At 75.0% G+C, this 25353-nt stretch carries 23 protein-coding genes; 11 read left to right on the forward strand and 12 right to left on the reverse strand.

Annotated features, from left to right (window positions below):
* Positions 1–7 precede the first annotated feature (7 nt).
* The 3 genes from O4U47_RS09910 to O4U47_RS09920 all read right to left on the reverse strand — a co-directional run bounded on the left by O4U47_RS09910 (position 8) and on the right by O4U47_RS09920 (position 5449).
* Positions 8–1195, reverse strand: coding sequence for a JmjC domain-containing protein (locus O4U47_RS09910; protein WP_270677423.1), 1188 nt, complete (start codon positions 1193–1195; stop codon positions 8–10).
* 309 nt (positions 1196–1504) lie between these two features.
* Positions 1505–3697 (reverse strand): prolyl oligopeptidase family serine peptidase, encoded by a 2193-nt coding sequence (locus O4U47_RS09915; protein WP_270677425.1) that lies wholly within the window; start codon positions 3695–3697, stop codon positions 1505–1507.
* Positions 3698–4960: 1263 nt separating this feature from the next.
* Positions 4961–5449 (reverse strand): Lrp/AsnC family transcriptional regulator, encoded by a 489-nt coding sequence (locus O4U47_RS09920; protein ID WP_270677427.1) that lies wholly within the window; start codon positions 5447–5449, stop codon positions 4961–4963.
* 229 nt (positions 5450–5678) lie between these two features.
* Here O4U47_RS09920 and O4U47_RS09925 point away from each other — a divergent pair, with 229 nt between their 5' ends.
* Positions 5679–6308 carry a LysE family translocator gene (locus tag O4U47_RS09925; RefSeq protein WP_270677429.1) on the forward strand — a complete coding sequence of 210 codons (630 nt, stop codon included), beginning with the start codon at positions 5679–5681 and terminating at the stop codon, positions 6306–6308.
* On the opposite strand, the gene O4U47_RS09930 is transcribed toward O4U47_RS09925, so the two are convergent.
* On the reverse strand, positions 6210–7049 hold the full coding sequence (locus O4U47_RS09930) for a 4'-phosphopantetheinyl transferase family protein (RefSeq protein ID WP_270677430.1): 840 nt from the start codon (positions 7047–7049) through the stop codon (positions 6210–6212). The genes O4U47_RS09925 and O4U47_RS09930 overlap by 99 nt on opposite strands.
* 95 nt (positions 7050–7144) lie before the next feature.
* Between O4U47_RS09930 and O4U47_RS09935 the strand changes: the two genes are divergently transcribed.
* From O4U47_RS09935 to O4U47_RS09955, 5 genes are all read left to right on the forward strand, one after another.
* A complete protein-coding gene (locus tag O4U47_RS09935) occupies positions 7145–7903 on the forward strand; it encodes a DeoR/GlpR family DNA-binding transcription regulator (RefSeq protein WP_270677431.1) in 759 nt (252 codons plus the stop codon).
* Between the two features lie 423 nt (positions 7904–8326).
* Positions 8327–9640: an MFS transporter gene (locus tag O4U47_RS09940; RefSeq protein WP_270677432.1), complete on the forward strand. Its 1314-nt coding sequence runs from the start codon at positions 8327–8329 to the stop codon at positions 9638–9640.
* Positions 9641–9737: 97 nt separating this feature from the next.
* A complete protein-coding gene (locus O4U47_RS09945) occupies positions 9738–9911 on the forward strand; it encodes a hypothetical protein (RefSeq protein WP_270677433.1) in 174 nt (57 codons plus the stop codon).
* Between the two features lie 63 nt (positions 9912–9974).
* Positions 9975–10781, forward strand: coding sequence for a DeoR/GlpR family DNA-binding transcription regulator (locus O4U47_RS09950; protein ID WP_270677434.1), 807 nt, complete (start codon positions 9975–9977; stop codon positions 10779–10781).
* A gap of 103 nt (positions 10782–10884) precedes the next feature.
* A complete protein-coding gene (locus O4U47_RS09955; RefSeq protein WP_270677435.1) occupies positions 10885–11658 on the forward strand; it encodes a polyprenol monophosphomannose synthase in 774 nt (257 codons plus the stop codon).
* Positions 11659–11831: 173 nt separating this feature from the next.
* Here O4U47_RS09955 and O4U47_RS09960 read toward each other — a convergent pair whose 3' ends face one another.
* The 3 genes from O4U47_RS09960 to O4U47_RS09970 form a co-directional block, all read right to left on the reverse strand.
* Positions 11832–12557 carry an FAD/NAD(P)-binding protein gene (locus tag O4U47_RS09960; RefSeq protein ID WP_270677436.1) on the reverse strand — a complete coding sequence of 242 codons (726 nt, stop codon included), beginning with the start codon at positions 12555–12557 and terminating at the stop codon, positions 11832–11834.
* 104 nt (positions 12558–12661) lie between these two features.
* Positions 12662–12865 carry a VOC family protein gene (locus O4U47_RS09965; protein WP_270677437.1) on the reverse strand — a complete coding sequence of 68 codons (204 nt, stop codon included), beginning with the start codon at positions 12863–12865 and terminating at the stop codon, positions 12662–12664.
* A 120-nt stretch (positions 12866–12985) separates the two neighbouring features.
* Positions 12986–14491, reverse strand: coding sequence for an MFS transporter (locus O4U47_RS09970; protein ID WP_270677438.1), 1506 nt, complete (start codon positions 14489–14491; stop codon positions 12986–12988).
* Positions 14492–14912: 421 nt separating this feature from the next.
* Between O4U47_RS09970 and O4U47_RS09975 the strand changes: the two genes are divergently transcribed.
* Positions 14913–15494 (forward strand): hypothetical protein, encoded by a 582-nt coding sequence (locus O4U47_RS09975; protein WP_270677439.1) that lies wholly within the window; start codon positions 14913–14915, stop codon positions 15492–15494.
* A 195-nt stretch (positions 15495–15689) separates the two neighbouring features.
* On the opposite strand, the gene O4U47_RS09980 is transcribed toward O4U47_RS09975, so the two are convergent.
* Both O4U47_RS09980 and O4U47_RS09985 read right to left on the reverse strand, forming a co-directional pair.
* Positions 15690–18224 (reverse strand): ABC transporter permease, encoded by a 2535-nt coding sequence (locus O4U47_RS09980; RefSeq protein WP_270677440.1) that lies wholly within the window; start codon positions 18222–18224, stop codon positions 15690–15692.
* Positions 18224–18994: an ABC transporter ATP-binding protein gene (locus tag O4U47_RS09985; RefSeq protein WP_270677441.1), complete on the reverse strand. Its 771-nt coding sequence runs from the start codon at positions 18992–18994 to the stop codon at positions 18224–18226. Before O4U47_RS09985 ends, O4U47_RS09980 begins: the two co-directional genes overlap by 1 nt.
* Before the next feature lie 403 nt (positions 18995–19397).
* Here O4U47_RS09985 and O4U47_RS09990 point away from each other — a divergent pair, with 403 nt between their 5' ends.
* Both O4U47_RS09990 and O4U47_RS09995 read left to right on the forward strand, forming a co-directional pair.
* Positions 19398–20756, forward strand: coding sequence for a sensor histidine kinase (locus O4U47_RS09990; protein WP_270677442.1), 1359 nt, complete (start codon positions 19398–19400; stop codon positions 20754–20756).
* Between the two features lie 224 nt (positions 20757–20980).
* Complete coding sequence (locus O4U47_RS09995) at positions 20981–21628, forward strand: response regulator (RefSeq protein ID WP_270677443.1); 648 nt, start codon at positions 20981–20983, stop codon at positions 21626–21628.
* 36 nt (positions 21629–21664) lie between these two features.
* Here the strand turns inward: O4U47_RS09995 and O4U47_RS10000 are convergent, their stop codons facing one another.
* Entirely contained in the window at positions 21665–23053 is a 1389-nt protein-coding gene (locus O4U47_RS10000; protein ID WP_270677444.1) for a heparan-alpha-glucosaminide N-acetyltransferase domain-containing protein, read from the reverse strand.
* A 234-nt stretch (positions 23054–23287) separates the two neighbouring features.
* Between O4U47_RS10000 and O4U47_RS10005 the strand changes: the two genes are divergently transcribed.
* Positions 23288–23827 (forward strand): DUF1707 SHOCT-like domain-containing protein, encoded by a 540-nt coding sequence (locus tag O4U47_RS10005; RefSeq protein WP_270677445.1) that lies wholly within the window; start codon positions 23288–23290, stop codon positions 23825–23827.
* A 51-nt stretch (positions 23828–23878) separates the two neighbouring features.
* Here O4U47_RS10005 and O4U47_RS10010 read toward each other — a convergent pair whose 3' ends face one another.
* Together O4U47_RS10010 and O4U47_RS10015 are read right to left on the reverse strand one after the other, a co-directional pair.
* Complete coding sequence (locus O4U47_RS10010; protein ID WP_270677446.1) at positions 23879–24007, reverse strand: hypothetical protein; 129 nt, start codon at positions 24005–24007, stop codon at positions 23879–23881.
* A complete protein-coding gene (locus tag O4U47_RS10015; protein ID WP_270677447.1) occupies positions 24007–24687 on the reverse strand; it encodes a hypothetical protein in 681 nt (226 codons plus the stop codon). The genes O4U47_RS10010 and O4U47_RS10015 overlap by 1 nt, the downstream gene beginning before the upstream one ends.
* A gap of 82 nt (positions 24688–24769) precedes the next feature.
* On the opposite strand from O4U47_RS10015, the gene O4U47_RS10020 reads away from it, so the two are divergent.
* A complete protein-coding gene (locus O4U47_RS10020; RefSeq protein WP_270677448.1) occupies positions 24770–25117 on the forward strand; it encodes a winged helix-turn-helix transcriptional regulator in 348 nt (115 codons plus the stop codon).
* Positions 25118–25353 lie beyond the last annotated feature (236 nt).

Consider the following 25353-nt stretch of genomic DNA (forward strand, 5'->3'; position numbering starts at 1 on the left):
CGTCCCGTCAGCGCAAGACCACCAGATGGTGCCGGACGAATGCGCGCAGCACCGCCGACACCGTGTCGAAGCCCGCCCCCGACCGCTCGGCCAGCTCGCCCGCCGTCAGGCGGCGGTCGCGCGCCAGCACGTTCAGCACCGGTTCGGCCGCCGCCGGGAACCGGTAGCGCCGTCCCGACACCGTCACCGACGCCTTGCCGCCCTCCACTGCCACCGGCGGAGCGATCAGCGGCACGAACTCCACCACCGTGTCCTCTTCCGGGGCACGGCCGTCCTCCACCGCCCATCGCAGGGCGTAGGACTGGCGGCGCGGGAAGCGGGCGTCGCGCTCGGCGAGGAAGGCGTCCACCCCGTTCTCCTCGGCCAGCGCCGCCAGCACCCGCACCAGCTCGTCGTGGCGCTTGCGGCGCTCGTCCAAAGAGGCGAAGCGCGGCAGGTCCCGGCGGAAGACCTCCTCGTCGTAGAGGCGCTCCACCAGCGACCGCGCCCAGTCCACCCCGGTGGCGCGGGTGAAGCCGAACGTCAGGTGCATGCTCACCCCGCCCGTCCCGGTGACCGTGTGCCACCACCCGCGCGGGACGTGCAGCACGTGCCCCGGCCGGAGCACGCCCTCCCACACCGTGCCCTCGGGCGGGGTGTGGGAGTGGTCGGAGTCGACCTTCATCGGGTGGGGGCGGCTGCCCGGCCCGTGCACCTGCCAGGCCTTCTCCCCGGCGACCTGCACGATGAAGGTGTCGTGGTCGTCCCAGTGGGTGGCGAAGCCGTGCGAGTCGCCCCAGATCAGGTACAGGTTCACCTGGGCGCGCTCGCGCACCAGGCGCATCAGGTCGTCGGCCGCCTCCCGGACCGGCGGGTGCAGCCGGTCGACGCTGTCCAGCACCAGGCTGGCCCCCTCGCGCAGCTCCCGGTAGAGCGCCTCGGGGCGCACCACCCGGGTGGACTCGCGGGAGACCTCCCCGGCCTCGGTGTAGCGCTCCACCGGCACCGCCGAGCCGGTGCGGTGCAGGCGCAGCCGGGGCGGGGCCAGCGGGCGGGTGGCCAGGACCTCGTCGAGCGCGTCGAAGTCCAGCAGGCCGCGCACCGCGTCTTCGCCGACGTCGGCGAAGAGCACGTCCTCGGACAGGCGGCTGCGCAGGGCGTCCTCGCCGATCGCCGCGCGCACGGCTCCGGTGAACAGGGTGTGGGGCTGGGACACGGTGGCGGTGACCTCCCGGGGAAGGGGCGGGGCCGCCGGGGGCCAGTGGCGAACCCCCGGCGGCGCTCTAGAGGGCGGTCACCCCGGCGGGGGCGCCGCCGCGCGGTGACCGGTGCATCGGACGGTCGGATTCGGTCGCGGTCAGATGAAGTCGGAGCTGCCGTCGGTGCCGTCGTTGTCGCCGCCGCCGGCGGTCAGGTCGCGCGAGGTGACCTCGTCGAGGTCCTCGACCTCGACCTCGAACTCCATGGGGTCCATGTCTGCTCCTGTCCTTCCTCGTCGGGGTTCCCTGCCCGGTGGGGCAGAGCTTCAGCGCCCGCCCGGGCGCGGCCGCAGGCCGGTCCGCTCGGCGGCGAACGCGTGGGCGTCGGCGGCCAGGGCGACGGCCCGGGACACGGCGCGCTGGCCGTGGCCGACGTCGCGCTCGTAGCGCAGCAGGGCGGGCGCGCCGGCCCCCTGGAGGGCGGCGCACATCTTGCGGGGGTGGGCGGCGCCGGTGCGGGTGTCGGAGTGGAAACCGGTGAGCAGGACCGCCGGACGGCGGCCGCCCGCCCCGTCCAGCGCCAGGTGGTAGGGGGAGTACGAGAGCAGCGCGGCGAAGTCGTCCGGGTCGGCGGCGGTGCCGAACTCGCGGGTCCACATCCGGCCCAGGCCCATGCGCTCGAAGCGGGCCATGTCGGTCAGCGGCGCCGAGGAGATCACCGCCGCGCACAGGTCGGGCCGGAGCCCGGCGGCGGCGAGCACCAGCATGCCCCCGGCCGACCCGCCGGTCAGGCACAGCCGGGCACGGTCGGCGTGGCCGCCCTCCACCAGCGCGTCGGCGGCGGCGACCAGGTCCTCCACGGCGCGGGGCTTGGCGCGTCCGGCACCGCGCCGGTGCCAGTCCCGGCCGCCGTCGCCGCCGCCGCGCACGTGCGCCACCGCGTACCGGCCCCCGGCGCGCAGCCAGGCCAGCACGGTGGCGCTGAAGCCGAACTGGCGGGGGCGGCCGAAACAGCCGTAGGCGTGCAGCAGCAGCGGGCCGTCCTCGTCGGGATCGGTGCCGGGCGCGGACAGCAGGGTGATGGGCACCCGGGTGCCGTCGGCGGAGCGGCAGCGCAGCACCCGGCGGCGGATGCGCGCGGTGGGGGCCGGGGGGCGCCCGCCGTCGGCGGCGGAGGGCCAGGGGCGCGGGCGCGCGGCGCCGGGGCCGAGCACCAGCACCCCCTGGGGCGTGGCGACGTCGGCGTAGCAGAAGTGGGCGGCGCCGTCTTGGCCCTGCTCCAGCCGGGTGACCATGCCCTCGCCGGGCAGGGTGACGGCGCGCAGGCGGCGGCCGTCGCGGGCGTCGTGCACGTCGAGGGAGCTGACACCCAGGCGGGTGCGGGTGACCAGGAGCTCGGGCCGGTCGGGGGTCCCGGCGGCGGTGAACCCGTCGAGGGGCGCGTCGGGGTCCTCGGGGACGACCTCGCGCCAGTGCGCGGGGGCGGCGGGGTCGGCGGCGCAGACGCGGCGGCGCGGGGCGTCCAGGGTGGTGCGGAGGTAGAGGACGCCGTCGGGGCCCAGGTCGGCGGTGGTCTCGGCTTCCAAGCCCTCCTGGACCGGGACCCAGGCGGGGGCGTCGGGCGGGGAGGCGTGCAGGTCGGCGATCCACACGTCGTTGCGGTGGCCGGTGCCGTGGCTCTCGGTGGCCAGCAGCCAGCGGTCGCCGAGGACCCGCACCCCGGGCACGGTCCGCGGGCCGGTGCAGGCGCGCACCAGGGTGTCCGGGGCGCCTCCGGCGGGGGCGTTCCCGGTGGCGGTGTTCCCGGTGGCGGCCACGCGGTGCAGCCAGAGCCCGCGGCGGCCGTCGGCGCCGTCGCGGCGGGCGTAGAAGAAGGCGGGGCCGCCCGGGGCCGGGGGGAGCCAGGCGACGTGCGAGTAGCGGACGCCCGGGATGGGCGGCTCGACGGGGGAGCCGTCGATGGTGCGCAGGATGCGCAGTTCGCCGTGCTCGGTGCCGCCGGTCGAGGTCTGCACCGCGACGAGGGAGCCGTCGGGGGAGGGCTCCCAGGCGTCCAGGGTGGTGCGCCCGCTGGGGGCGGCGGCGACGGGGTCGAACACGGTCCGCTCGTTCCGGCCTGCGGCGCCGTCCTTGGCGTGCCTGCCCTTCCCCCGGCCGCCGGCGGCGCCGTCCCGGTGGGCGGCGCCTCCGAGGGAGGCGTCCCCGAAGGCGACGATGCGGGGGTGCTCGTCGCCGGGGGAGCGGCGGGTGGCGAAGGCGGTGCCGCCGCGCAGGAGCGGGGGCGACCACAGGTCGTGGTCGAGCAGGCGGGTGATGTCGGAGGCGAGGCGGTCGCGCATGGGCCAGGCGCGGGCGGCCTCGGTGAACTCGCGCTGCCGCGCGTCGAGCCAGCGCCGGGTGGCGGTGGACTCGCCGTCCTCCAGCCACCGGTAGGGGTCGGGGACGGTGCGCCCGTGGACGGTGTCGAGGACCGACGCGGTGGGTCCCTGAGGTGCGGTCCGGGCGAACGGAACGCTCACCGGGCGGCGCGGGGTCGGCGGCGGGGGTTGTTCCGGTCGGGCACGTGGGCGTGTCGGCTGCGCACGATGACATCGTTCAAGCGCGCCGCGACGACGGTCAAGGGAGGAGTGACTGTCCGAAAGGCAAGCCAGATGTGCCGGTGAGGCGAGTTGTTCCCCCGGACCCGCCAGGTGACGGAGGTGGGGAGGGCGGTCGGCCCTTCCGGTGGCGCTGTCGGGTGCCGGGCGCGTGTGTGGTCGCCGGAGGGGGCGGCGACGGAATGAGCGGGGCGGTTCCCTGGGCCTGCTTGCCGTCCGGCGGGTTCCTCGCGGTCCGGGTGGTCGGACGGCTCGGCTGGTACCCCGCTCACGGGCCCTGGCCGGGCGGCGGGCCGCTGGGGTGCAGGGGGGAAGGGCGGCGACGACGGAGGTCGGCGGTCCTTCCGGTGGTGCTGTCGGGTGCGGGCGTGTGCGTGGTGACGGGAGGGGGCGGCGACGGAATGAGCGGGGCGGTTTCCCGGGCCTGCTTGCCGTCCGGCGGGTTCCTCGCGGTCCGGGTGGGCGGGCGGCTCGGCTGGTACCCCGCTCACGGGCCCTGGCCGGGGGCTGGCCGCCGGGGTGTGGGGTGGATGGCGGCGACGACATGGGAAGAGCGGGGCCGAGCGCTCCGGTCGGCCACCGGGCGTCTGCGCCACCCGCGCCGGGCCCTCTGCGTGTCTCGGCATGTGGGACCGATCGCCGAGTTACGCCTGGTGGCCGGTATCCGGACCTGAATACCGGCCACCAGGCGCATCTCGGCGAAGGGTCCCACATGCTGATACAGCCTCGTCCCGCCACGCGAGACGCCATGCCCCTGAAACCGGGCATATCGGATCCCTTCGCGCTCGTTGGCCGATCCAGCGCGGCGAACGAACCACCTGAAGGGCGATCGCGTGGTGCAACCACCACCCTCGTCGCCCCCGGACCGCGAGGGGCCCGCCGCCCGGCAAGCAGGGCCGGGGAAGCACCCGGCTGTCGCCGTCGCCGCCCCCTCCGGTGACCACGCACACGCCGCACGGCCGACAGCGCCACCGTAAGGGCCGCCGACCTTCGTCGTCGCTGCCCTCTTCCCTGACACCCCGGTGGCCCGGCGCCCGGCCGGGGCCCTTGAGTGGGGCACCTGCCGAGCCGCCCGCCCGGACCGCGCGGGGTCCGCCGCCCGGCAAGCAGGAGCAGGGAATCGCCCAGCTGGTGCCGTCGCCGCCCTCCACCCCGCCATCCCGGGGTCCGTGTGGGCCGGGCCGCCTACTCCGTCTCTGCCGACGCGTCGGGCGGCAGCAGGGGGCCGCCCTCCCATTCCTGGAAGACCAGCATCGTCTCCACGTTGTGGATCTCCGGGCGGGAGGTCAGCTCGTCGACGATCAGGCGCTGCAGGGTCGCCACGTCCGGGCAGGCCACCAGGACCAAGAAGTCCGACGCCCCCGCGATGTTGTACAGCGCCCGCGTCTCCGGCTGCGCCAGGATGTGCTCGGCCAGCGGCGCCAGCACGTCGCGGCTGTGCTGGGTGCGCAGGGTCAGGAACGCCTGGATCGGGCGCCCCAGGGCCTCCGGCGACACCTTCAGGCGGTAGCCCTCGATCACCCCCGACGCCCGCAGCCGGTTCACCCGGTCCAGGCACGTCGACGGCGCCACCCCCGCCTCCGCCGCCAGGTCGCGGTTGGTGATCCGTGCATTGTTCTGCAGGATGCGCAGAATCCGCAGATCCACCGAATCCAGATCGACTCGTCCAGTCATGGGCCGAATATATCACGGCGATTTGGTGATGTTTTCGCAGATCATCCATAATTAGCGGGACATGTTCGTTGAACGACCGGCGTACGTCCGGTCGTTCCGCAATTCGTTCCGCCGTGCCGCGGTTCCCCCGGAGAGGTGAGGGGACGGGCGCCGACCGAGGGCCGCCCGGGGCGGGCGCGGCGGGTCCCGACGCGGACGAGGGGGTGCGCTCGTGCCGATCCCGGAGCACATGGGTGGGTTCATCGCGGCAGCGGTGCTGGTCACGGTCCTTCCCGGACCCGATTTCGTGCTCATCACCCGCAACACCGCCCGCGGCGGGCGGCGCGGCGGGCTGGCGACCGCCGCCGGGTCGGTCACCGGCATCGCCGCGTGGGCGCTGCTGGCCACCGCCGGCCTGTCGGTGCTGGTCGCCTCGCACCCGGCGGTGCTGCACGCGCTCCGCCTGGCCGGTGCCGCCTACCTCGTCTACCTCGGCGGCAGCACCATCCTCGCGCTGTGGCGCGCGCGCCGCGCCACCGACGGCGCCGCCGAGGCGGCCGCCCACCACGGCGGCGGCGCGGACCGTTCCGGAGCCCCCTACCTGCAGGGGCTGGTCAACAACCTGCTCAACCCCAAGCTGCCGGTCATGTTCGTGACCGTGCTCCCGCAGTTCGTCTCGGCCCCCGAGGCGGCGGTCCAGCAGACGGCGCTGCTCGGCGCCGTGCTGGTGGCGATGGTCGTGGTCTGGTGGCTGGTCTACGTGCTGGGCATCAGCGCGCTGTCAGAGATCATGCGGCGCCGCCGCGTCCGGCAGGGCATCGACCTGGCCGGGGGTGTGGCCCTGACGGCCTTCGGGGTGGCCCTCGCCCTCGCCGCCTGAGGCGGCGGCCGCCAGCAGCGGGCCCGCGTCGCGCACGGCGACGGCGGGCTCGTCGGCGCTGAGCACGGCCAGCGCCGCGCGGTAGCGGGGGCCCGCGTCCAGGTCCACCAGGCGCACGCGCCCAAGGGGCGGGGCGCCGGGCGAGGCCCAAGACAGAACGCGGCCGGGTGCGGCGGGGGAGGACACCTCCACCGCGGCCAGGCCCGCGTAGATGCCCTCGCCGCTCGCCTTGAGCAGCGCCTCCTTGCGGGCCCAGTAGGTGAAGAAGCCCTCCGCCGCGCGGTCGGCGGGAAGCGCGGCGAGCGCCTCACGCTCGGCGGGGGCGAGCGCCATCTCGGCCAGCGAGGAGGTGTCGCGCCGCGGGGAGACCTCTTCGACGTCGACCCCGACCGGCACGCCCCGCGCCACGGCGAGCGCCACCCGGTCGCCCGAATGGCTGATGGACACCTCCAGCCCGGCGGCGGGCCCGGCGGGAACGGGCTTGCCGTGCGGTTCGCGGTCGGCGCCGTCGCAGTTGCGGCAGTGCAGGTCGAACGCGACCGCGGCCGGGGCGCAGCCCGCCTCGCGCGCCACGGCCAGGCGGGCGAGGGCGTGGGCGACGATGTAGCGGTCGCGGTCGGCCTGGCGGCGGAACCGGGCGTGGCGCTCGCGCTCGCGCGCGTCGAGGAGCCGTTCGAGGGCGGGGTGGGCCAGGGCGGGCGTGGCCCACCATATGTCGCAGTGCACCCGTGCGTCGCTCACCGTCCCATTGTGGCGGATCAGGGCGCGTTGGTGTCCGATCAATTTTCGTGTTCGTTGGATTGCGAAACGAACATACTCAGTGTTTGAATGAGGCCATGGACAGTGCGGAACGGGTGGATCTGGTGATCGCCCGGCTGAAGGAGGCCGGTGAGGTCGGCGTCGCCGAACTGGCGGAGGCCAGCGGCCACTCGGAGATGACGATCCGCCGCGACCTGGACCGGCTGGAGTCGCAGGGGGTGCTGCGCCGGGTGCGCGGCGGGGCGGTCAGCCTCGTCCCGCGCGGGCAGGAGCCGCCCTACGTGCTGCGCGAGCGCCAGGCGGTGGAGGCCAAGCAGCGCATCGCCGCCCGCGTGGCCGCGCTCGTGCCGACGGGCGCGGCCCTGGCCCTGGACAGCGGGACGACCGCGCTGGAGGTGGCCCGCGAACTCGCGGGACGCCCGGTCACCGTCATGCCGCTGTCGCTGCAGGGGGCCGACGTGCTGGCGCGGTCGGCGGAGACGACGGTGCTGGTCGCCGGGGGCGAAGTGCGCCCGGGTGAGCTGAATCTGCACGGCCCCCTGGCCGAGGCGTCGCTGGCGGCGGTGCGCTTCGACGTGGCGGTGGTGGGGTGCTGCGGGCTGTCGGCGGGGGACGGCGTCACGGCGCACGACCTGCCGGACGTCGCGGTCAAGCGGGCGATGATGCGCTCGTCGCAGCGGACCGTCGCCGCGGCGGACTCGACGAAGATCGGCCTGGTCACGATGGGCTATGTGTGCCCGGTCGGGGAGATCGACACGCTGGTCACCGACGACGGCGCCCCGGAGGACGCACTGGCCGAGATCCGCGCGGCGGGCGTCGACGTGGTGACGGTGTAGGGCCCCGGGAGGGGGCGGCGGGGTGTCGCGTGGAGAACGGCGACGAGGACTGGTCGGTGGTCCGTGCGGCGGCTCCGTCGCCCCCTCCCCGTTGACGCTTCTATGCCAAGCGGCCGATGAGAGCGCTTGGTGTTCTCGGGAGAACGGACCCTACCGGCGCGGTCGTGGCGTCGTTCTTCCCGGGATCAACGATGGGGCCTGTGCCGCCCGTCCGGGACACGCCCGCACGCCGCGTGGCCGACACCGTCGCCGCAGGGGCCGCCGGCCTTCGTCGTCGCTGCCCTCCACCTGGCATTCCGGGGCCTGGTGCCAGGCGGGCGGGGCGGAAGGCGTGGGCCCCGTCGCCGTCCGGTATCGACCGCCCGTACCCCCGGGCCCCGGTAGCGGGGCCGGCCCCGACGCCTTGACCGAAAAGGAGAGACCGTGCCCGAGACCGGTGTCGACAGAGCGGCCGCTTCCGGCGGCGCCGTGCCGCCCCCGTCCGCCGACGCGAGCCCCGACGCGGCCCCCGGCCGGAGCCTGCGCCGGGCCCGCGGGGCCGTCGTCGTCTACTTCTTCGTCGCCGGGGTGATCCTGGCGACCTGGGCCTCACGGGTGCCCGACATCAAGGCCCAGGTCGGCATCGACGACGGCGCCCTGAGTGTGGGCCTGCTGGGCCTGGCCGTCGGCGCGCTCGCCGCCATGCAGGTCGCCGGGCGCGCCACCGACCGGTTCGGCAGCGCGGCCGTCACACTGCCCGCCGCCGTCTTCGGCTCCCTCGCCCTCGCCGCCCCCGCGCACGCCCATTCCCTGCCCGCGCTGTTCGCCGCCCTCTTCGCCCTGGGCGCCGGGCACGGCCTGATCGACGTCCCCATGAACGTGCACGCCGCCCGGGTCGAGCGCGCCTACGGTCGTCCCATCATGGCCTCATTCCACGCGGCCTTCTCCATCGGCGGGTTCGTCGGCGCCGGGACCGGGGCGCTCAGCGCGCACATCGGCATGAGCGCCACCGCCGCCTTCTGGACCGTGGCGGCGGTCTGCACCGTCGCCTCGTTCGCCGCCCGCCCGATGCTGCTGCCCGGCCGCGACAGCGAACCGGCCCGGAGCGGTGACGAGAAGAGCGGAGGCGGCGGTACCGCCCCCGCCGGACGGGCCCGCCCCCGGATCGCCCCCGTGGTGCTCCTCTTCGGCGTCGTCGCCTTCGCCTCGTTCGTCGCCGAAGGGGCGGCCACCGACTGGACCAGCGTCTACCTGCACGACACCGCCGGGGCCTCCGACGCCGTCGCCGCCGCCGGGTTCGCCGTGTTCTCCGCCGCCATGGCCGCCGGACGCCTCGTCGGAGACCGCCTGGCCGCCCGCTTCGGCCCGGTGGCCCTGGTGCGCTCCTGCGGCCTGCTCGCCGCCGGGGGCCTCGGCCTGGCCCTGGCCGTCCCGGTCCCGCCGGCCGCCCTGGCCGGGTTCGCCCTGATGGGGGCCGGGCTGTCCTGCGTCGTCCCGCAGGCCTTCTCGGCCGCGACCTCCTACGACCCCGCCCGCGCCGGGCGCAACCTCGGCATGGTCGCCGCCTTCGGGTACGTCGGCCTGCTCAGCGGTCCCGTCGCCATCGGCGCCATCGCCCACCTGACCGACCTGCGCGCCGCCCTGGCCGTGCCCGCGCTGCTCGCCCTGGTCGCGGTCGCCGCGGCGGGGGCCCTGCGCCCCCGCCGCCCCGCCCCGGCGGCGGGACCCGCCCCGCAGGCGGGGTCCGGCCAGGTGTAACCCGGCGGCGCAGCGGGAATCCGTCAGGTGACCGTCCGGCCCGGGCGCCCGCAGCCCCCGCGGGCCGTAGGCCGGACCAGCGCCCAAGGAGGCCACCGTGTCCCTGTCGGCCCTCTTCGGTCTCGGGTCCCTCGCCGTCCTGGCCGTGCTGACGCTCCTCTTCCTCGCCGCCCTGTTCGCCGCGGACGGTGCGGACGGCGGGGACGACGCCGCCGCCGACGAGGAGTCCGTCGACAATGCCCTGCACATGCACGGCGTGCACGGCTGCTGACCCGGGCGCCGCTATCCTCGGGGCCGCGGCCGCAGGGCGCGGCCCGGGGAGCGGAGCACTGAGATGACCGACGACGGCAGGACCACGTTCGCTGCGGCGCGCCGCGAGCGGATCATGGAGCTGGTGCGCGCCAACGGCAGCATGGCCCTGCGCGACATCGCCACCCAGGTGCGGGCCTCGGAGGTCACCGTGCGCCGGGACGTGCGCGCCCTGGAGGCCGAGGGACTGATCGACCGCCGCCGGGGCGGCGCCGCCCTGCCCGGACAGCTCGGCCACGACCAGAGCTACGCCCAGATGACCGGGCACAACGCCCCGCAGAAGCGCGCCATCGCCGCCGCGGCGGCCCGGCTCGTCGAGGACGATGACGCGATCGCCCTGGGCCCCGGCACCACCGCCGAGGCGCTCGCCCGCGAACTGGTCGGGCGGCGCAACCTCACCGTGGTGACCACCTCCCTGCCCGCCGCCGACGTGCTGGCCGGGGCGCCGGGCGTGGAGGTGGTCATGCCGGGCGGCACCCTGCGCTCGTCCATCCGGGCGCTGGTGGGCGCCGCCACCGAGCAGGCCCTGGCGGGGCTGCGGGTGCGGCGCGCCTTCGTCACCGGCAACGGGGTCACCGCCGACCGGGGGCTGAGCACGCCCAACCCGGCGGTGGCCGCCACCGACCGGGCGCTGGTCGCCGCCGCGCAGGAGGCGATCGTGCTCGCCGACAGCAGCAAGGTCGGCACCGACACCATGGTGCAGACGGTGCCGCCCGAGCAGATCGCCCACCTGGTCACCGACAACCGGGCCGACCCCGAGGTGCTGATGACGCTGGAGGACGCCGGCACCCTGGTGCACGTGGCGGTCCTCGACACCGACCGGGGCGAATGAGCCCGGGATCGGCCCTCATGGCGGGCCGGGGCGCAGAACGGTAAGAATGGGGCCCGGCGGGGCGGTCCGGTCCCCGCGCCCCGACAGCCCAGGAGGCCGACCCATGCCGACCCCCGCACCCCTGCCCGAGCCGTGGGCCGCGTCGAAGGTGACCGTCGTCGTCCCCACCTACGACGAGGCCGACAACCTGCCGGTGCTGGTGAACGCGCTGCTCGGACTGGACCTCCCGGGCCTTCGGGTGCTGGTCGTCGACGACGGCTCGCCCGACGGGACGGGCGAGATCGCCGAAAAGCTCGCCGCCGACGCCGGGGGCAGGGTCGGCGTGCTGCACCGGACCGCCAAGGACGGCCTCGGGCGCGCCTACGTGGCGGGGATGGCCCGCGCCCTGGAGGAGGGCGCCGAGTACGTCGTGCAGATGGACGCCGACCTGAGCCACCCGCCGCGGTACGTGCCGCAGCTTCTGGGCACGGCGCTGGCGACGGGCGCGGGCGTGGTGATCGGCAGCCGCTATGTGGCCGGGGGGAGCCTCTCGGAGGAGTGGAACCTGCGCCGCAGGGTGCTGAGCGGGTGGGCGAACGCCTACGTCAAGGCGATCCTGGCGCTCCCGGTGCGGGACGTGACGGCGGGGTTCAAGATCTGGACCGCCGAGGCCCTGCGCGCGCTGGACCTGGAGACCATCGGGAGCGCGGGGTACAGCTTCCAGGTGGAGATGCACTTCCGGGCCTACCGGAGGGGGCAGAAGATGCTGGAGATCCCGATCCACTTCGAGGACCGGCAGGAGGGCGACAGCAAGATGGACCTGGCGGTCCAGGTGGAGTCCGCCCTGCGCCCGTTCCGCCTCCGCCGCGACGAGCGGGGGCACCGCCGCTCCCGCTGACCCGACCGGCCCCGGCCGGGACCCGTTCCGGGGCGGGCGCGGCCCGGGGCCGGTGCCGTACGGGCCGTCAGGCCGCGCGGCCGACGAGGGCGTCGCGCATGCGGTCGGTCGTCCCCATGCCCGGATCGGGGAGGCGGTCGGCGGGCGGGGTGTCCGGGGCCGCCGGGCGCCGGTCAGCGGTCGGCCGCGCGCGAGCGCAGCACCGTGTCGCAGATCAGCCCGGCCAGGCGTTCGGCCTGGTCGCGTGTGTGCGGGACGGGGGCCTCGCGGGCTCCCCGGCGGACCGGGCCCACGGCGAACAGGCGGCGCTCCGCCCGCCCCCGCGGGCCGAGCAGGGCGCCGCGCGGGCAGGTGGCCAGCCCCTCGGACGGGTCGTCCCCGGTCGCCACGGGCGGTGTGCGCACCCGCGGGTCGCCCGTGGCGACCACCAGGGCCCACGCGGCGACCGGGGCCGGTCCGCCCGTCTCCACGCGCACCCGGCCGGCCTCGGCGCGGGCGCCCGCCACCCGGGCGGGGCGGACCTCCAGCGACGCGAACGGGGCCGCCCACGCCGCCGTCGCCGTCAGCGTGTCCTCCAGGTAGTCCCCGTAGACGCGGCGCGGCAGGAACGTGGCGGGGGTGCACCGCACCCCGCTCAGCCGGGCCCATTCCAGCAGGTGGGCCGGGCGGTCGGGGAACGCCGACAGCAGCCGCGCGGGCACCGGGAGCCGGTCGGAGGTGTGCAGGTCCGAGCCGCGCCCGCAGCGCCCCGCGTCGTCGAGCACGACCACCCGGTACTCCAGGCGCAGCCAGGTGGTGGCGCGCAGCAGGGCGATGGCGGCCAGCGCGGTGCTCGGGCCGCCCCCGGCGAAGGCGACCAGCGGTTCCGCACCGCCGCCGGGCGCCGCGGATCCGTCCATGCCGGGAGTCTAGACCTCTGGGCCGACCCGGCGAACCCCGCGCGCCGGGCACCGTGCCGTGCCGTTCCGGGGCGCACGCTGTGGCCCCCGTCGCCGGTCGTCGGTCAGGAGACGGGCCGGAACCCGCCGATGAGGGTGATCCGGTTCCCGTCGGGGTCGGTGACCGCCGACAGGCGCACCCCCTTGTCCACCTCCTGGACGTCCTCGGGCGACAAACCCCGCTCCCTGAGAGCCGCCACGTGGGCGGGCAGGTCGTCGGCCGCCAGGTTCACCAGCGCCGTGCCCGCCCGGTCCGGGTCCCGCCACACCTGAACCCACCCGGTGTCGGCGGCCCGCCACGGTGAGGCCGCCCGGCCCGAAAGGGCGCCGCCGGCGGCGCGGCGTGAGGAGGCCGCCGCGGTGGACGCGTCACCGCCCGTCGCTGCCGCTCACTCCCGCCGACTGGGCCCCTCGCCGGGTTCCGCGGCCGTCTCCCGTGGCTCCATCGGCGGGCCGCTCACCCCGCAGAACAGGCCCTTGTGCTGCTCCACGCGCTGCGGCCGCTCCCGCAGTAGGACGAACGCGAGCGCGCCCCCGCCCACGCTCACCGCCGCCACGATCAGCATCGCCGCCGCGAAGCCGCCCTCGATCCCGGCCGCGCCGCTCACACCCGCCGCCGCCGGGACCGCCGCGACACCGATCAGCTGTGCCGCCCGCGCCACCGTGTTGTTCACCCCTGAAGCCACCCCCGCGTGCCGCTCCGGGGCCGACGACAGCGCCGTCGCCGTCAGCGGTGCCACCGCCGCCGACAACCCCAGCCCGACCACGAGCACCCCCGGCAGCACCCCGGCCACGTACCCCGCCTCGGGCGTCAGCCGGGACAGCAGCAGCATGCCGACCCCCACCAGCAGCGGGCCCGCCGTCATCTGCGCGCGCGGGCCGATCCGCTCGGCCAAGCGGCCCGACCGCCCCGACAGCAGCAGCATCAGCACCGTGATCGGCAGGGACGCCGCCCCCGCCTCCAGCGCCGTGTACCCCGCCGCCTCCTGCAGATACAGCACCAGCAGGAACAGCAGCGGGCCCAGCGCCCCGTACATCAGCACCGTCACCAGGTTCGCCGCGGTGAACCGCGCCGACCGGAAGACCCCCAGCGGCAGCATCGGGGACGCGCTGCGCGCCTCCACCGCGGCGAACGCCGCCAGCGCCGCCACGCCCACGGCCCCGCTCACCACCACCGCCGCCGGCGGGACCGCCCCCGCCCCGGCTTCGATCAGCGCGTAGGTGATCCCCGCCAGGGCCAGCACCGCCAGCAGCGCCCCCGCGTAGTCCATCCGCGCGGGCGCCCCCGCGTCCCGCGACTCGGGCAGGTGGCGCCGGGCGATCAGCAGCACCGCCGCCGCCAGCGGCAGGTTGATGAGGAAGATCAGCCGCCAGGAGCCGATGTCCACCAGCCACCCGCCCAGGAACGGCCCGACCGCCGCCGCCACCCCGGTCAGCCCCGACCAGGCGCCGACCGCCTGGGCCCGGTCCTCCTTGCGGAACCCCGACTGCAGCACCGCCAGGCTCCCCGGGGTGAGCAGCGCGCCGCCCACCCCCTGCAGCACCCGCCCGGCCACCAGCAGCTCCAGCGTCGGTGCGGCCGTGCACAGCGCCGACGCCAGGGCGAACCACGCCACCCCCAGGGAGAACATCCGCACCCGGCCGAACCGGTCCGCCAGCGAGCCGCCCAGCAGGATCAGCGCCGACAGGGTGACCATGTAGCCGTTGGCGATCCACTGCAGCCCGGCCACCCCGGTACCCAGGTCGTCCTGGATGACCGGGAGGGCGACGTTGACGACCGTGGAGTCGAGGAAGGCCATCCCCGACCCGAGCACGGTGGCGGCCAGCGTCCACCGCGCCGCGGGCGTCCCCCACGCGATGCCGCCGTCCCGGTCCCGGTCGCTCCCCGCGTCCACACGGCCTCCTCTCCCCGGCGCGCCTGTCCTCCGCGCCCCGCGGACCCCTCGACGGCGGCCGGGCGCCACACTACGCCGGAGGGCCCCGCCCGATGCGCGCACCGCGCCGGAGGCCGCACTCCCACCCTCCTGGCCGGTGGAGTGCCCGGTGGTCGGCGTCGGCGAGGCGGAATCGGCGCGCCGCTGTTCTGCCCACCGCCAGGATTCCGCCAGACCGTACACAAGAATCGGACAGATATGCACTTTGGGCTCAAGGGCCGCTGAAACCTTATTTGAACCTCGAGTTGGCGGGCGAGAAAAGGCGCCGGTCCGGCCACGCGATCCGGATTCCTCGGGGTAGGTTCAAGTCGTCGGAAGCAGCGATCTCACCGGCAGGATCACAAGGCGGGCCAACGCCGCCCGGAGGAAAGAGGTCGGTTTCATGAATGAATCCTCAGACGGCAAGGGTTCTTCCAGGGCGGCGAAGTGGGGCTGCATAGGGGTCGTGGGGGCGGCCGCGATCGGTGGTGCCTTCACCGTCGTGGCGGCGGTGGCCCCTGGACTTCTGGGGGCGGATCCGTCCGTGTCCGAGGACGCCCCCTCAGGGCCCTCCGAGTCCGGTGGTGAGGGCGATCCGAACGTGACGGCGGTGTCGCCGGTGACTGGGGTGTGGTCCGGGAAATACCGTTGCGAGGAGCTTCTCGGGATGGAGCTGGAGATCGCCCCGGACCCTGATTCGGGCGAGGACGCCGTGGCGGCGACATTCACCTTCTTCCCTGTGGATGGCAATGCGGGAAATCCGCTGGGAACATTCGCCATGCAGGGCAGCTACCGCGACGGAAACCTGGCCCTCGACCGGGATTATTGGATCGTTGAGAACCCCTCCTATGTGATGCTCGATCTCACCGGAGAGCACCCGGACGGTGACCAGGACCGGCTGGAAGGCGAGGTCAAAGCCTCTTCCAGATGCCAGAGCTTCAGCATTGAGAAGATCGCTGACGAAGCACAGCCGCCTGAGGTGTAGTGGTCGGCGCCGTGCTGCGCCGGATGAAGGCGGTCCGACAGAGAGACCCTCGGATCAGGGACCAGGAACGCTCGCGCGGCTCTCGGCGCGGGCGCGCTGACTCCGGCACGCCTCGCATGGGGCCGGAACGCACGAAACGGGGGCGGGGCGGGCCCTTTCCGGCCGCGTCCCGCCCCCGCAGGGGTGCGGTATCCGTCACTCGCTCGCGAGCGCCCCCGTGATCGACTGGCCGGCCGCCTTGCGGCCCGGCAGCACCGACGCCAGCAGGCCCGCGGCCACCGCGACGCCGATGAACACCGCGATCTGCGCGACCGGCAGGGTGAACACCATGCTCGGCATGGCCGACGTCCCGGCCGCCCAGCCGAACACGACGCCCAGCAGGATGCCCACGCCCGCCCCGATCAGGCACAGCACCACGGCCTCGATGCTCAGCATCCGCCGCAGCTGCCCCCGGGCGAGCCCGAGCGCCCGCAGCATCGCCGACTCGCGGGTGCGCTCCAGCACCGACAGCGCCATCGTGTTCGCGATGCCGAACACGGCGATGATGATCGCCAGGCCCAGCATGGCCGCGATGGCCAGGAAGGCGATGTTGAGCACGTCGTCGAACTGCGCCTTCATCTCGGCCATCGAGCTGACGCCCACCGTGGGGGCGTCGGCGACCGCGTCGTACACCGCGTCGCGCACCTGCTGCGCCGAGGCGCCTTCGGCCCCGTTCACCAGGATCTCGGAGGACCCCTCGATGCTCGGGAACGCCTTCTCGAAGTCCTCGGGGGCCAGGGTCGCGCCCCACAGGGTCCCGCCGTCCTCCAGGACCGCGGCGATCTCGTACTCCTTCACCCCGTCCTCGGTGGCCACCGGGAGCATGTCCCCGGCCTCGCGGTCGCCCGCGTACCCCTCCGACACGGCCACCTTGCCCGGGCCCATGCCGGACAGCGCCCCGGAGACGGCGTCGTTCTTGAGGTCCCCGCCGAGCGTGCCGCCGATGTAGGTGCTGACGGGCAGGTCGCCCGTGGCCTCGTCGCCGCCGGTGTAGGTCTGCCGCTGCTCGATGACGGTGCCGGTCGCGTCGGACTCCTCCAGCGCGTCCACCGACTCCTGCGGCACGACCGCGTCCGGCTCGTCCATGGGCGCGCTGACCAGGTAGTCGGCCGGGAACTGCTCGGCCAGCATCTCGTCCATCGTGGTCTTGAGCGAGGCGTTGACCACCGCGTAGCCGGTGATCAGCGTCGCCCCCACGGTCAGGGCGATCATCGCCGTCGCCGCCCGCTTCGGGCTGCGCCGCGAGTTGTCGGCGGCCAGCATGCTCGCCACCCCGACGCGCCGCATGACCGGCGAGACGGCCGCCACGACCGCGCGTACCAGCAGCGGCGACAGGACCACCACGCCGACGAAGCAGATCAGCCCCGCCACCGTCGTCAGGATCATGCCGGTCGCGCCTACACCGACGTTGGTGGCAACGAACACGATGCCGCCCGAGATGAGGAACAGCACGGCGCCGATCGTGATGCGCACCCAGCCGATGCCCTTCTCCAGGCCCTGCGCGGTGGCGCTGGTGCGCAGCGCCGCCAACGGCGGGACGCGGGTGGCGCGCCAGGCCGGAAGCAGCGCCGCGCCCAGCGCCATCACGGTGCCCACGGTCATCCCGACGACGACCGGCAGGACGCCCACGACCAGCGGCTGGGAGGTGTCGGCGCCCAGCGCCTCGCCCCCGAAGGCGAACCCGGCCCAGCCGGCCGCCACGCCCGCGGCGATGCCCAGCGCGGAGGCGATCAGCCCGACCACCAGCGCCTCGGTGAGCACGCTGCGGAACACCTGCCCGCGCGCCGAGCCCACGCACCGCAGCAGCGCCATCTCCCGCTGGCGCTGGGCCACCAGGATCGCGAAGGTGTTGTAGATGACGATCGCGGCCACGAAGACCGAGATCAGCGCGAACAGCATCAGGCCGACGGTGAGCACCTGCGTGTCGGCGCCCGCGTTCTTCGCGAGCTGCTCGCCGTAGGCGGTGCCGGTCTCCACGTCGGCGCCCGGCCCGACCGCGTCCTCCACGGCGCCGACCACCTCGGCGTCGGTGACGCCTTCGGCCGCGGCCGCGTCGATCTCCGAGTACCCCTCGGCCCCGGTCATCGCACGGGCGGTGTCCTCATCGAAGGCGACGACCCCGCGGTAGGCCAGTTCGCCGTCGACGCCGAAGTCGACCAGGCCGCTGACGGTGAACTCGTGCCGGTCGCCCTCGGAGTCGAGCACGGTGACGGTGTCCCCGACCCCGTACCCCGTGGCGTCGGCGCTGGTGGTGGCCAGGGCGACTTCGCCGGAACCGTCGGGCAGGGCCCCTTCCGTCGGCTGGAACCGGGTGCCGTCCCCCAGGCTCATGCCGATCGTGGGCATGGCCCCCACGGACCGGCCGTCCTTGTCGAGCAGGGGGGCGTCCCCGCGGGTCATACCGCCGGCCGCGGCCACCTCGGGCAGGTCGCGGACCTTCTCCAGCGCGCCGGCGGGCAGCGAGGGCAGGGGCGCCTCCGGGTCGGCGGGGGCGCCCTCGTCGGCCTCCGGGACGGCGACGGCGGCGAAGTCGTCGGCCGACCCCATCATCTTGGTGCTGAACCCGGCCTTCAGGGTGTCGCTGAAGACCAGCGTGCCGGAGACGAACATGACGCCCAGGGCGATCGCCAGGGCGGTGGTGACCAGCCGCGCCTTGTGCATGCGCAGCCCGGCCAGGGTGGTGCGCAGCATCAGGACTCCAGCTTCAGCAGTCGGTCCGAGACGGTCTCGGCGGTGGGCGCGTGCACCTCGTCCACCAGGCGCCCGTCGCGCAGGAAGATCACCCGGTCGGCGTAGGAGGCGGCCACCGGGTCGTGGGTGACCATCACGACGGTCTGGCCCATGTCCCGGGCCGAGTCGCGCAGGAACGACAGCACCCCGGCGCCCGAGCGCGAGTCGAGGTTGCCGGTGGGCTCGTCGGCGTAGACCACCTCCGGGGCGCCGAGCAGGGCCCGGGCCACCGCCACGCGCTGCTGCTGGCCGCCGGAGAGCTTGGAGGGCAGGTGGTCCAGCCGGTCGCGCAGGCCGACCACGTCGATCAGCCGCTCGAAGCGCTCCCGGTCCACCTTGCGCTTGGCGATCTGCGCCGGGAGCAGGATGTTCTGCTCGGCGGTGAGCATCGGCAGCAGGTTGAACGACTGGAAGATGAAGCCGATGCGGTCCCGGCGCAGCTGGGTGAGCTGCCGGTCGTTGAGGCGGGTGATGTCGGTGCGCCCCAGGTGAACGGTGCCCGAGCTGGCGGTGTCCAGCCCGGCCAGGCAGTGCATCAGGGTGGACTTGCCCGAGCCCGACGGGCCCATGATGGCGGTGAAGTGCCCGCGGGCGAACTCGACGCTGACCCCGTCGAGCGCCCGCACGGCCGAGTCGCCCGCCCCGTACACCTTGGAGAGGCTCCGTGCGATCACCACGGGGGGCGCCTGTGTGCTGTGGTCGGGTGCGGCCACCGCTGCGGTCTGGCTCACGTCTCGTTGCTCCTGCTGTCGAATGCCGTCGATGGGCTGGTGGGGCCGGACCGGCCCGGGAGGGGCGGCCCGGAGGATTCCGGCGGTGTCCGACGGGTTCGCGGTCCGGACACCGACCCTGTGAACGCTATGGCTCCGGGCGCCCCTCGGGCCTCGGCCGCGAAGCCGATATCCGTCATGGCCGAAAGGAGGGGGTGCGCCGCGGTCCGGCGCCTTGGGCGGTGCCCGGGCACCGACTTTCGTCGGTACGGCGCGGCGGACCCCGGGGGCCGGGCGGTCTCCAAGCGCCGCGCGGCCCCCGCGTGAGCAGGCCGCGCGCCCGGCACCGACCTTCGTCGCCCCGCCCGCGAACCGCCGCTCACCAGGCCGGATCAGGGGTGCGGCGCCGCCTAGACTCCGGTGTGTGTTCTACGGGGAAGGCGAAGAGCGACGGCTCAGGGCCGCTTTCGGCGACGGGCCGGTCCGGCTGTGGAAGTGGTGGTGGGACCGCCGCCACCGGATCGCCGACTGGATCGTGGCGGTGTGCGCCTTCCCGTGGACGGCGCTGTTCAACCTGGCGCCCGGATGGGGCCTGCTCAGCGCCGGGGTGGTTCCCTTTCAGGCCGGGGGCGCGCCCGCCCTGCTCCAGGTGGCCGTGCTCGGATTCCTGACCCTGGCGCTGCCCGCCGCGGTCTCCCTCGCCCTCCTGGTGCGCCGGTCCCGCCCGAACTGGCTGATGGGCCTGGCCCTGGTGCTCCTGCTGTTCCTCGGCAACCCCGTGCCCGGCATGCTCGGCCTGTACTCCTACGCCTCCTGGTTCACCGACCGGCGCCGGCTCGCCCTGTGGAGCGCGCTGGTGGTGACGGCCGGCGCCGGCGCCTCGCTGGTGACGGACAGCCGCATCCTGGTGACCTTCTTCTTCCTCATGTGGGGCATCGCCCTGCCGCTGACCCTGGGGCTGTGGGTGGGCACCCGCCGCCAGCTCATCGGCAACCTGCGCGAGCGGGCCGAGCGCCTGGAGCGCGAGCAGTACCTGATGGCCGACCGGGCGATCAACGCCGAGCGCACCCGCATCGCCCGGGAGATGCACGACGTGGTGGCGCACCGGGTCAGCATGATGGTCCTGCAGGCGGGCGGGCTGGAGGTGAACGCCCCCGATGACCGCACGGCCGAGGTGGCGGGGCTGATCCGCACCACCGGCCGCGAGGCGCTGGGCGAGCTGCGGGAGATCCTCGGGGTGCTGCGCGACTCGGCCGACGGGTCGGGCGGGGGCGCGGCCCCCACCGCCCCCCAGCCGGTCCTGTCCGACCTGTCCCGGCTGGTGGGGGAGTGGCGCACCGCCGGGATGGACGTGGTGTGGAGCAGCGGCGGGCGGCCGCGCCCGCTGCCCGCCCAGGCGGAGCGGACCGCCTACCGGGTGGTGCAGGAGGCGCTGACCAACGCCGGGCGGCACGCGCCGGGGGCGCGGGTGCAGGTCAGGGTCGACTACGGGGAGGGCGACCTGGAGGTGGCGGTCGCCAACGAGCCGCCTCCGCCGCGCACCGGCGGCGCCCCGGAGCCGCCGATGGGCGGCGGTTACGGGCTGGCGGGCCTGCACGAGCGGGTGGTGCTGGCCGAGGGCGTGCTCACCGCGGGCCCCTTCCCGGACGGCGGATGGCAGGTGCGGGCGGTGCTGCCGCTGCCGCACGGCGACGTCCCGCCCGGCGGAGAGGAACCGGGCCAGGGGCCGCCGGACCAGGGCGTCGGCCCCTCCGGCGGCCCTCCGCCGGGCCCGGCCCGCTGAACCGCCCTGACCTGTTGTCGATCGGGGGAATCCGGACCGGCGGGGGCGCCGAGGACCCGGGGCGCCCGGCCGAGGCGGCCAGGGCGCGTGGGCCCACGGCACACGGCCCACGCGCGTGCACGGGTCCGTCCCGGCCCCCGTGATGCGCTAGCGTCGCGCGTGGCAGGGGGAGCGCGCCGGGGCGCGGTGCCCGGGTGTGCAGGCGGTGACGGGGAAGGCGGCCGATGATCCGCACGGTTCTGGTCGACGACGAGCAGCTGGTCCGCTCGGGACTGAAGATGATCCTGGAAGCGGCCGACGACATCGAGGTCGTCGGCGAGGCCTCGGACGGCGCCGAGGCGGTCAAGGTCGCCCGCGAGACCGCCCCCGACGTCATGCTCCTGGACATCCGCATGCCCGGTACGGACGGGCTCACCGCCGCCGCCGAGCTGGCGACGCTGCCCACCCCGCCCCGCGTGGTGCTGCTGACCACCTTCGACCTCGACGAGTACGTGCACCAGGCGCTGCGCGCCGGGGCCGTCGGGTTCCTGCTCAAGGACACCCCGCCCCGGGACCTCATCGGGGCGGTGCGCACCGTGCACGAGGGCAACGCGATGCTCGCGCCCAGCGTGACCAAGCGGATGCTGGAGCGCTTCGCCGCCCCCGCGGCGCCCGCCTCCACCGAGGCCGAGCGGCGCCTGGCGGTGCTCAGCGACCGGGAGAAGCAGGTGCTGGTGGCCGTCGCCCGGGGCATGTCCAACGCCGAGGCCGGCAGGGAGCTGGGCATGCGCGAGGCGACGGTCAAGGCGCACGTGAGCCGCATCCTGGCCAAGATGGAGATGACCAACCGGGTGCAGGCGGCCATCCTGGCGCACGACGCCGGGTGGGTCTGACCGGCCCCTCCGCCCCTCGTCGCCCCTTCCCCTCCGTCACTCCGGCCGGGCGTGTGCGCCCCGGCGCGGGCCCGGGGCGGCCGCCGAGGCCAGCGCCGAGACCGCGGCCTCCAACGGGCCCCGCCCGACCAGCCACCGCCACAGGAACGCGCCGATGAGCGAGGCGACGGAGAACACCTCGGCCATGTGCTCGTCGACCGCCCCGGCCAGCCCGACGAAGTGGTCGGGGAACCACGCCTGCCAGGCCATGGCGAGCGCGTGCACGGCGTACACGGTGAGCGCCATCGCGCCCGCGGCGGTGAACGGCGCCAGCAGCCGCGGCAGGCGCTCGGCGGCCCACAGGCACCCGGCCAGGACGCACATGGCCACGCCCACGCCCCCGGCCGCTTCGACGGTGGTTGAGGTGTGGGGCATGCTGGTGAGCAGCCACCGGGCGTCGTCGGTGGGGATGGAGCCGATGACCTCCTCCCGCGGGCCGACGGCGCCGTAGAGGCCGTAGTTGTACCAGGCGTGCCAGGACACGCGGTAGGCGACGGCGGCCAGGAGGGCCCCGCCCAGCGCCAGCCGCAGGCGCACCACCCGCGAGCGCAGGTCGAGGCGGCCCACCGCGAGCCCGGCCAGCACCGCGCCCAGGCAGGCGAGGGCGGGGTAGTAGCCGTAGACGCCCAGCTCCAGCAGGCCTTGGCCGAAGAACAGGTGGGCGGGGTCCCGGCCGTTCCAGGCGTCGGTGAAGGCGGCCATGGCGCCGCCGGTGTCGTTGGACCGGCGCAGCAGGAACAGCAGCTGCGGCCCGGCGGCCAGGGCGGCCGCGGCGGCGGTGGCGGCCCAGCGGGCGGGCAGCCGCAGGAACGGGACGGCCAGCAGGAAGTACAGGCCGTAGTAGGTGATGATGACCGTCAGGTTGGAGCCGCTGACGGTGATGACCGCGTGCAGGAGCCAGCCGATCACCAGCAGGGCGGCGCCGCGCACGGCCACCCGGGCGGCGGCGGTGCGGGCGCGTCGGCCCCGGTGCGGCCGGGGGCCGCCGGACACCAGCGCGAGGGAGACCCCGGCCAGGAAGGCGAACAGGAGGGTGGAGCGGCCCCAGGCGTAGGTGAAGATGATCGCGGTGATCGGCCGGTCCGGGTCCAGGAACGGGACGCCGAAGTGGATGGCGAACATGCCCGCGATGGCGAGGTAGCGGGCGAGGTCGACACCGGCCAGCCGCCCGGAGGGCGGGGGATGGGGAGGCTCCTCGTCGGGCGGGGCCGCATCGGCGGCGGCCGGACCGCCCGGCGGTTCCGGCCCTGGGCCCCGGCCCCGCCCGGGGGCCGGGACGCGGACGGCACCGGTGGGCACGCCGACGGCCCGGACGGGCGGCCCGTCCGGTACCGGCGGCGAGGAGAGCAGGTTCGTCGCAGGCTGAGCGGGGTGAGGCTGCTTCATGGTCCTCGTAGGTGCGGGGCGAGGGAGACGTGTGTGGGGATGTCTCCCTGAGCGTTCAGTACTAGCACCATGCGGCCCCGTGCTCCACCCGCCCTGCTGAGCGCCTGTGGATCGCTCGCCGACCGCCCTTAGGCCTCCCCGCGGTCCGGGAGGCAGGGGACGCCGGTGGGCCCGGCCGTGTGCGGCCGGTCGGCGCCGTGGGCGGGCAAGTGCGCGCTTGCTAACGTGGTCGGCATGCCGAATGACACGCCCGAGATGCGGGTGTCGCACGCGGAGCGCGACCGCGTCGTGGAGGCCCTCCAGGCCGCCGCGGCCGCCGGCCGGCTCGGCGCCGAGGAGCTCGACGCCCGGGTGGAGCGGGCGCTGAGCGCCCTGACGCGCGGGGACCTGGCCGCCCTGACCACCGACCTGCCGGACATGCCCGAGGCCAAGGAGGTCCTCGCGATCAGGCAGTCCGGCGGCAAGTGGGTGCAGGACGGGCGTTGGCCGGTCCCCCCGAGGATCGATGTCCAGACGCAGATCTGCAGGGTGACCCTCGATTTCACCCGCGCCCTGATCACCTCGAACCCGGTGCGCATCAACGCCGAGATGATGCACGGACGCCTGCGCATCGTGACCCCGCCCGGAACGGTCGTCGACACGAGCGGCCTCAACCTCACCTTCTCCAGGGTCAAGGTCGCGTCCAAGGACTTCTCCCCCGACGCGCCACTGCGGTTGGAAGTCTCCGGAAGCCTCCTCCACGCCAAACTCATCGAACGCCGGGGGCGCGGCTGACCGCGGCACGCGGCATGCCCGTCGGTCCCGGTCGGCCGCGGACGGGCGCCGTCAGTCGAAGACGACGGCCGTGTTCACGATGAACAGGTCCGGTTGGGCCGGGAACACTTCTACCGCGACGATCGCGAACACCTGTGCCGGCGAGCACGTCTTGGCCGGGGCGGAGGACTTTGCCGACATCAGATGCGCTCCGGGACCGGTCCGTCGACCGATGCGTTCTCCTGGGCCTGCCGGGTGGCCGGGTTTCCGATGACGTTGATCGCCGAGATCAGGTGCAGGATGAGGGTGAGCGGGACACCGAAGGTCGGGATGAGCACCATCGGCAGTTCTTCCATCAGGTCGGTGTCGATGCCGGTGGCCAGCAACCCGATCGGATTGTCGGAGAACAGCACGCCCATGGCGACGGCATTGAGGAGATCGAGGACGCCGAACGCCGTCCATGCCAGGTAGATCCGTTGGCCGAGCCTCCCACGCCCGATCACGTACAGGGCCACCAATGGTGCGGTGACGCCGACGAACACGTCGCCGTAACCTGCGGGTAGGGCGAAACCCCCGGGAAGCGCGTCGATCGCGGCGAGCGCGATGAACGCGAGGCCGACGCACCGCCACGTCTGCAGCAGCGTGAGGAATCGCAGGTCAAGCGAGCGCGCCCAGTCGCGGAAGCGTTGCGAGGCGACCGCGGACCAGACCGCGACACCCGGTGGCACCGCGACTGCCAGCCCGATCGCGACCGGGGGGAAGTCGCCGGGGGTGGGGAAGGCGCCCGCGGCCGCAGCCGCGAGAACGGCCGCGAACCACGCGCCGGTGAGCAGCACGGCGGGCCTGAGCGCCCGAGCCGTTGGTGAGAGCGGTTGCGGCATGACCCCTCCTCGTCACTTGTACTTCGCAAGTGACTGTAGTAACAGTCTCTTGTATTGTGCAAGTGACCAGAAGGGGGACGTTGTGACCGACCGCGAGCTGAGGTCCGAATGTGCGATCGCGGCGACGCTGGACATCGTGGGCGACCGGTGGTCGCTGCTCGTCGTGCGCGATCTGTTCTTCCGCGACGAGCTGCGCTACGGCGACCTGGCCGCGTCCGCGGAGAGCATGCCGACCAACACGCTGGCCGACCGGCTGCGCAGACTGACCGACGCCGGGATCGTCGACCGCGAGCAGTACAGCAGCAAACCGCCGCGCTTCAGCTACCGGCTCACCGACCGGGGCCGCGCCATGGCGCCCATCCTCGACGCCATGGCCACCTGGGGTACGACCCACATCGCGGGAACTCGACGCCTCACCCGCGACCCGTAGTTCCGAGGTCCGCTCATGAGGCCGAGCCGACAGTGTCGAACAAGGCGGCTGATCACCGAGGCCGGCCCGGCCAGCCGCCCGGGAGGCCGCACTCCGGCGTCCTGGGGGCGGGGGGTGTGTTGCCTCAGGTCACGGTCGGGTCCCGAACAGGGAAGGGGGCGTTGACGTACCGGCCGGTCGGTTCCATGGTCGGGGCCAGGTGCCGGGGCGGCCCGCATCGTCCCGGCGCCCACGGG

The sequence above is a fragment of the Nocardiopsis suaedae genome (genome assembly GCF_027706745.1).
GTDB lineage: Bacteria > Actinomycetota > Actinomycetes > Streptosporangiales > Streptosporangiaceae > Nocardiopsis_A > Nocardiopsis_A suaedae.

What these genes read in the sequence shown, in the direction of transcription:
- O4U47_RS09955 (WP_270677435.1), top strand. Translation starts at nt 10,885, where the DNA reads ATGCCGACCCCCGCACCCCTGCCCGAGCCGTGGGCCGCGTCGAAGGTG.
- O4U47_RS09920 (WP_270677427.1), bottom strand. Translation starts at nt 5,449, where the DNA reads ATGACTGGACGAGTCGATCTGGATTCGGTGGATCTGCGGATTCTGCGC.
- O4U47_RS09925 (WP_270677429.1), top strand. Translation starts at nt 5,679, where the DNA reads ATGGGTGGGTTCATCGCGGCAGCGGTGCTGGTCACGGTCCTTCCCGGA.
- O4U47_RS09980 (WP_270677440.1), bottom strand. Translation starts at nt 18,224, where the DNA reads ATGCTGCGCACCACCCTGGCCGGGCTGCGCATGCACAAGGCGCGGCTG.
- O4U47_RS09975 (WP_270677439.1), top strand. Translation starts at nt 14,913, where the DNA reads ATGAATGAATCCTCAGACGGCAAGGGTTCTTCCAGGGCGGCGAAGTGG.
- O4U47_RS09950 (WP_270677434.1), top strand. Translation starts at nt 9,975, where the DNA reads ATGACCGACGACGGCAGGACCACGTTCGCTGCGGCGCGCCGCGAGCGG.
- O4U47_RS10000 (WP_270677444.1), bottom strand. Translation starts at nt 23,053, where the DNA reads ATGAAGCAGCCTCACCCCGCTCAGCCTGCGACGAACCTGCTCTCCTCG.
- O4U47_RS09935 (WP_270677431.1), top strand. Translation starts at nt 7,145, where the DNA reads ATGGACAGTGCGGAACGGGTGGATCTGGTGATCGCCCGGCTGAAGGAG.
- O4U47_RS09960 (WP_270677436.1), bottom strand. Translation starts at nt 12,557, where the DNA reads ATGGACGGATCCGCGGCGCCCGGCGGCGGTGCGGAACCGCTGGTCGCC.
- O4U47_RS10005 (WP_270677445.1), top strand. Translation starts at nt 23,288, where the DNA reads ATGCCGAATGACACGCCCGAGATGCGGGTGTCGCACGCGGAGCGCGAC.
- O4U47_RS09995 (WP_270677443.1), top strand. Translation starts at nt 20,981, where the DNA reads ATGATCCGCACGGTTCTGGTCGACGACGAGCAGCTGGTCCGCTCGGGA.
- O4U47_RS10010 (WP_270677446.1), bottom strand. Translation starts at nt 24,007, where the DNA reads ATGTCGGCAAAGTCCTCCGCCCCGGCCAAGACGTGCTCGCCGGCACAG.
- O4U47_RS10015 (WP_270677447.1), bottom strand. Translation starts at nt 24,687, where the DNA reads ATGCCGCAACCGCTCTCACCAACGGCTCGGGCGCTCAGGCCCGCCGTG.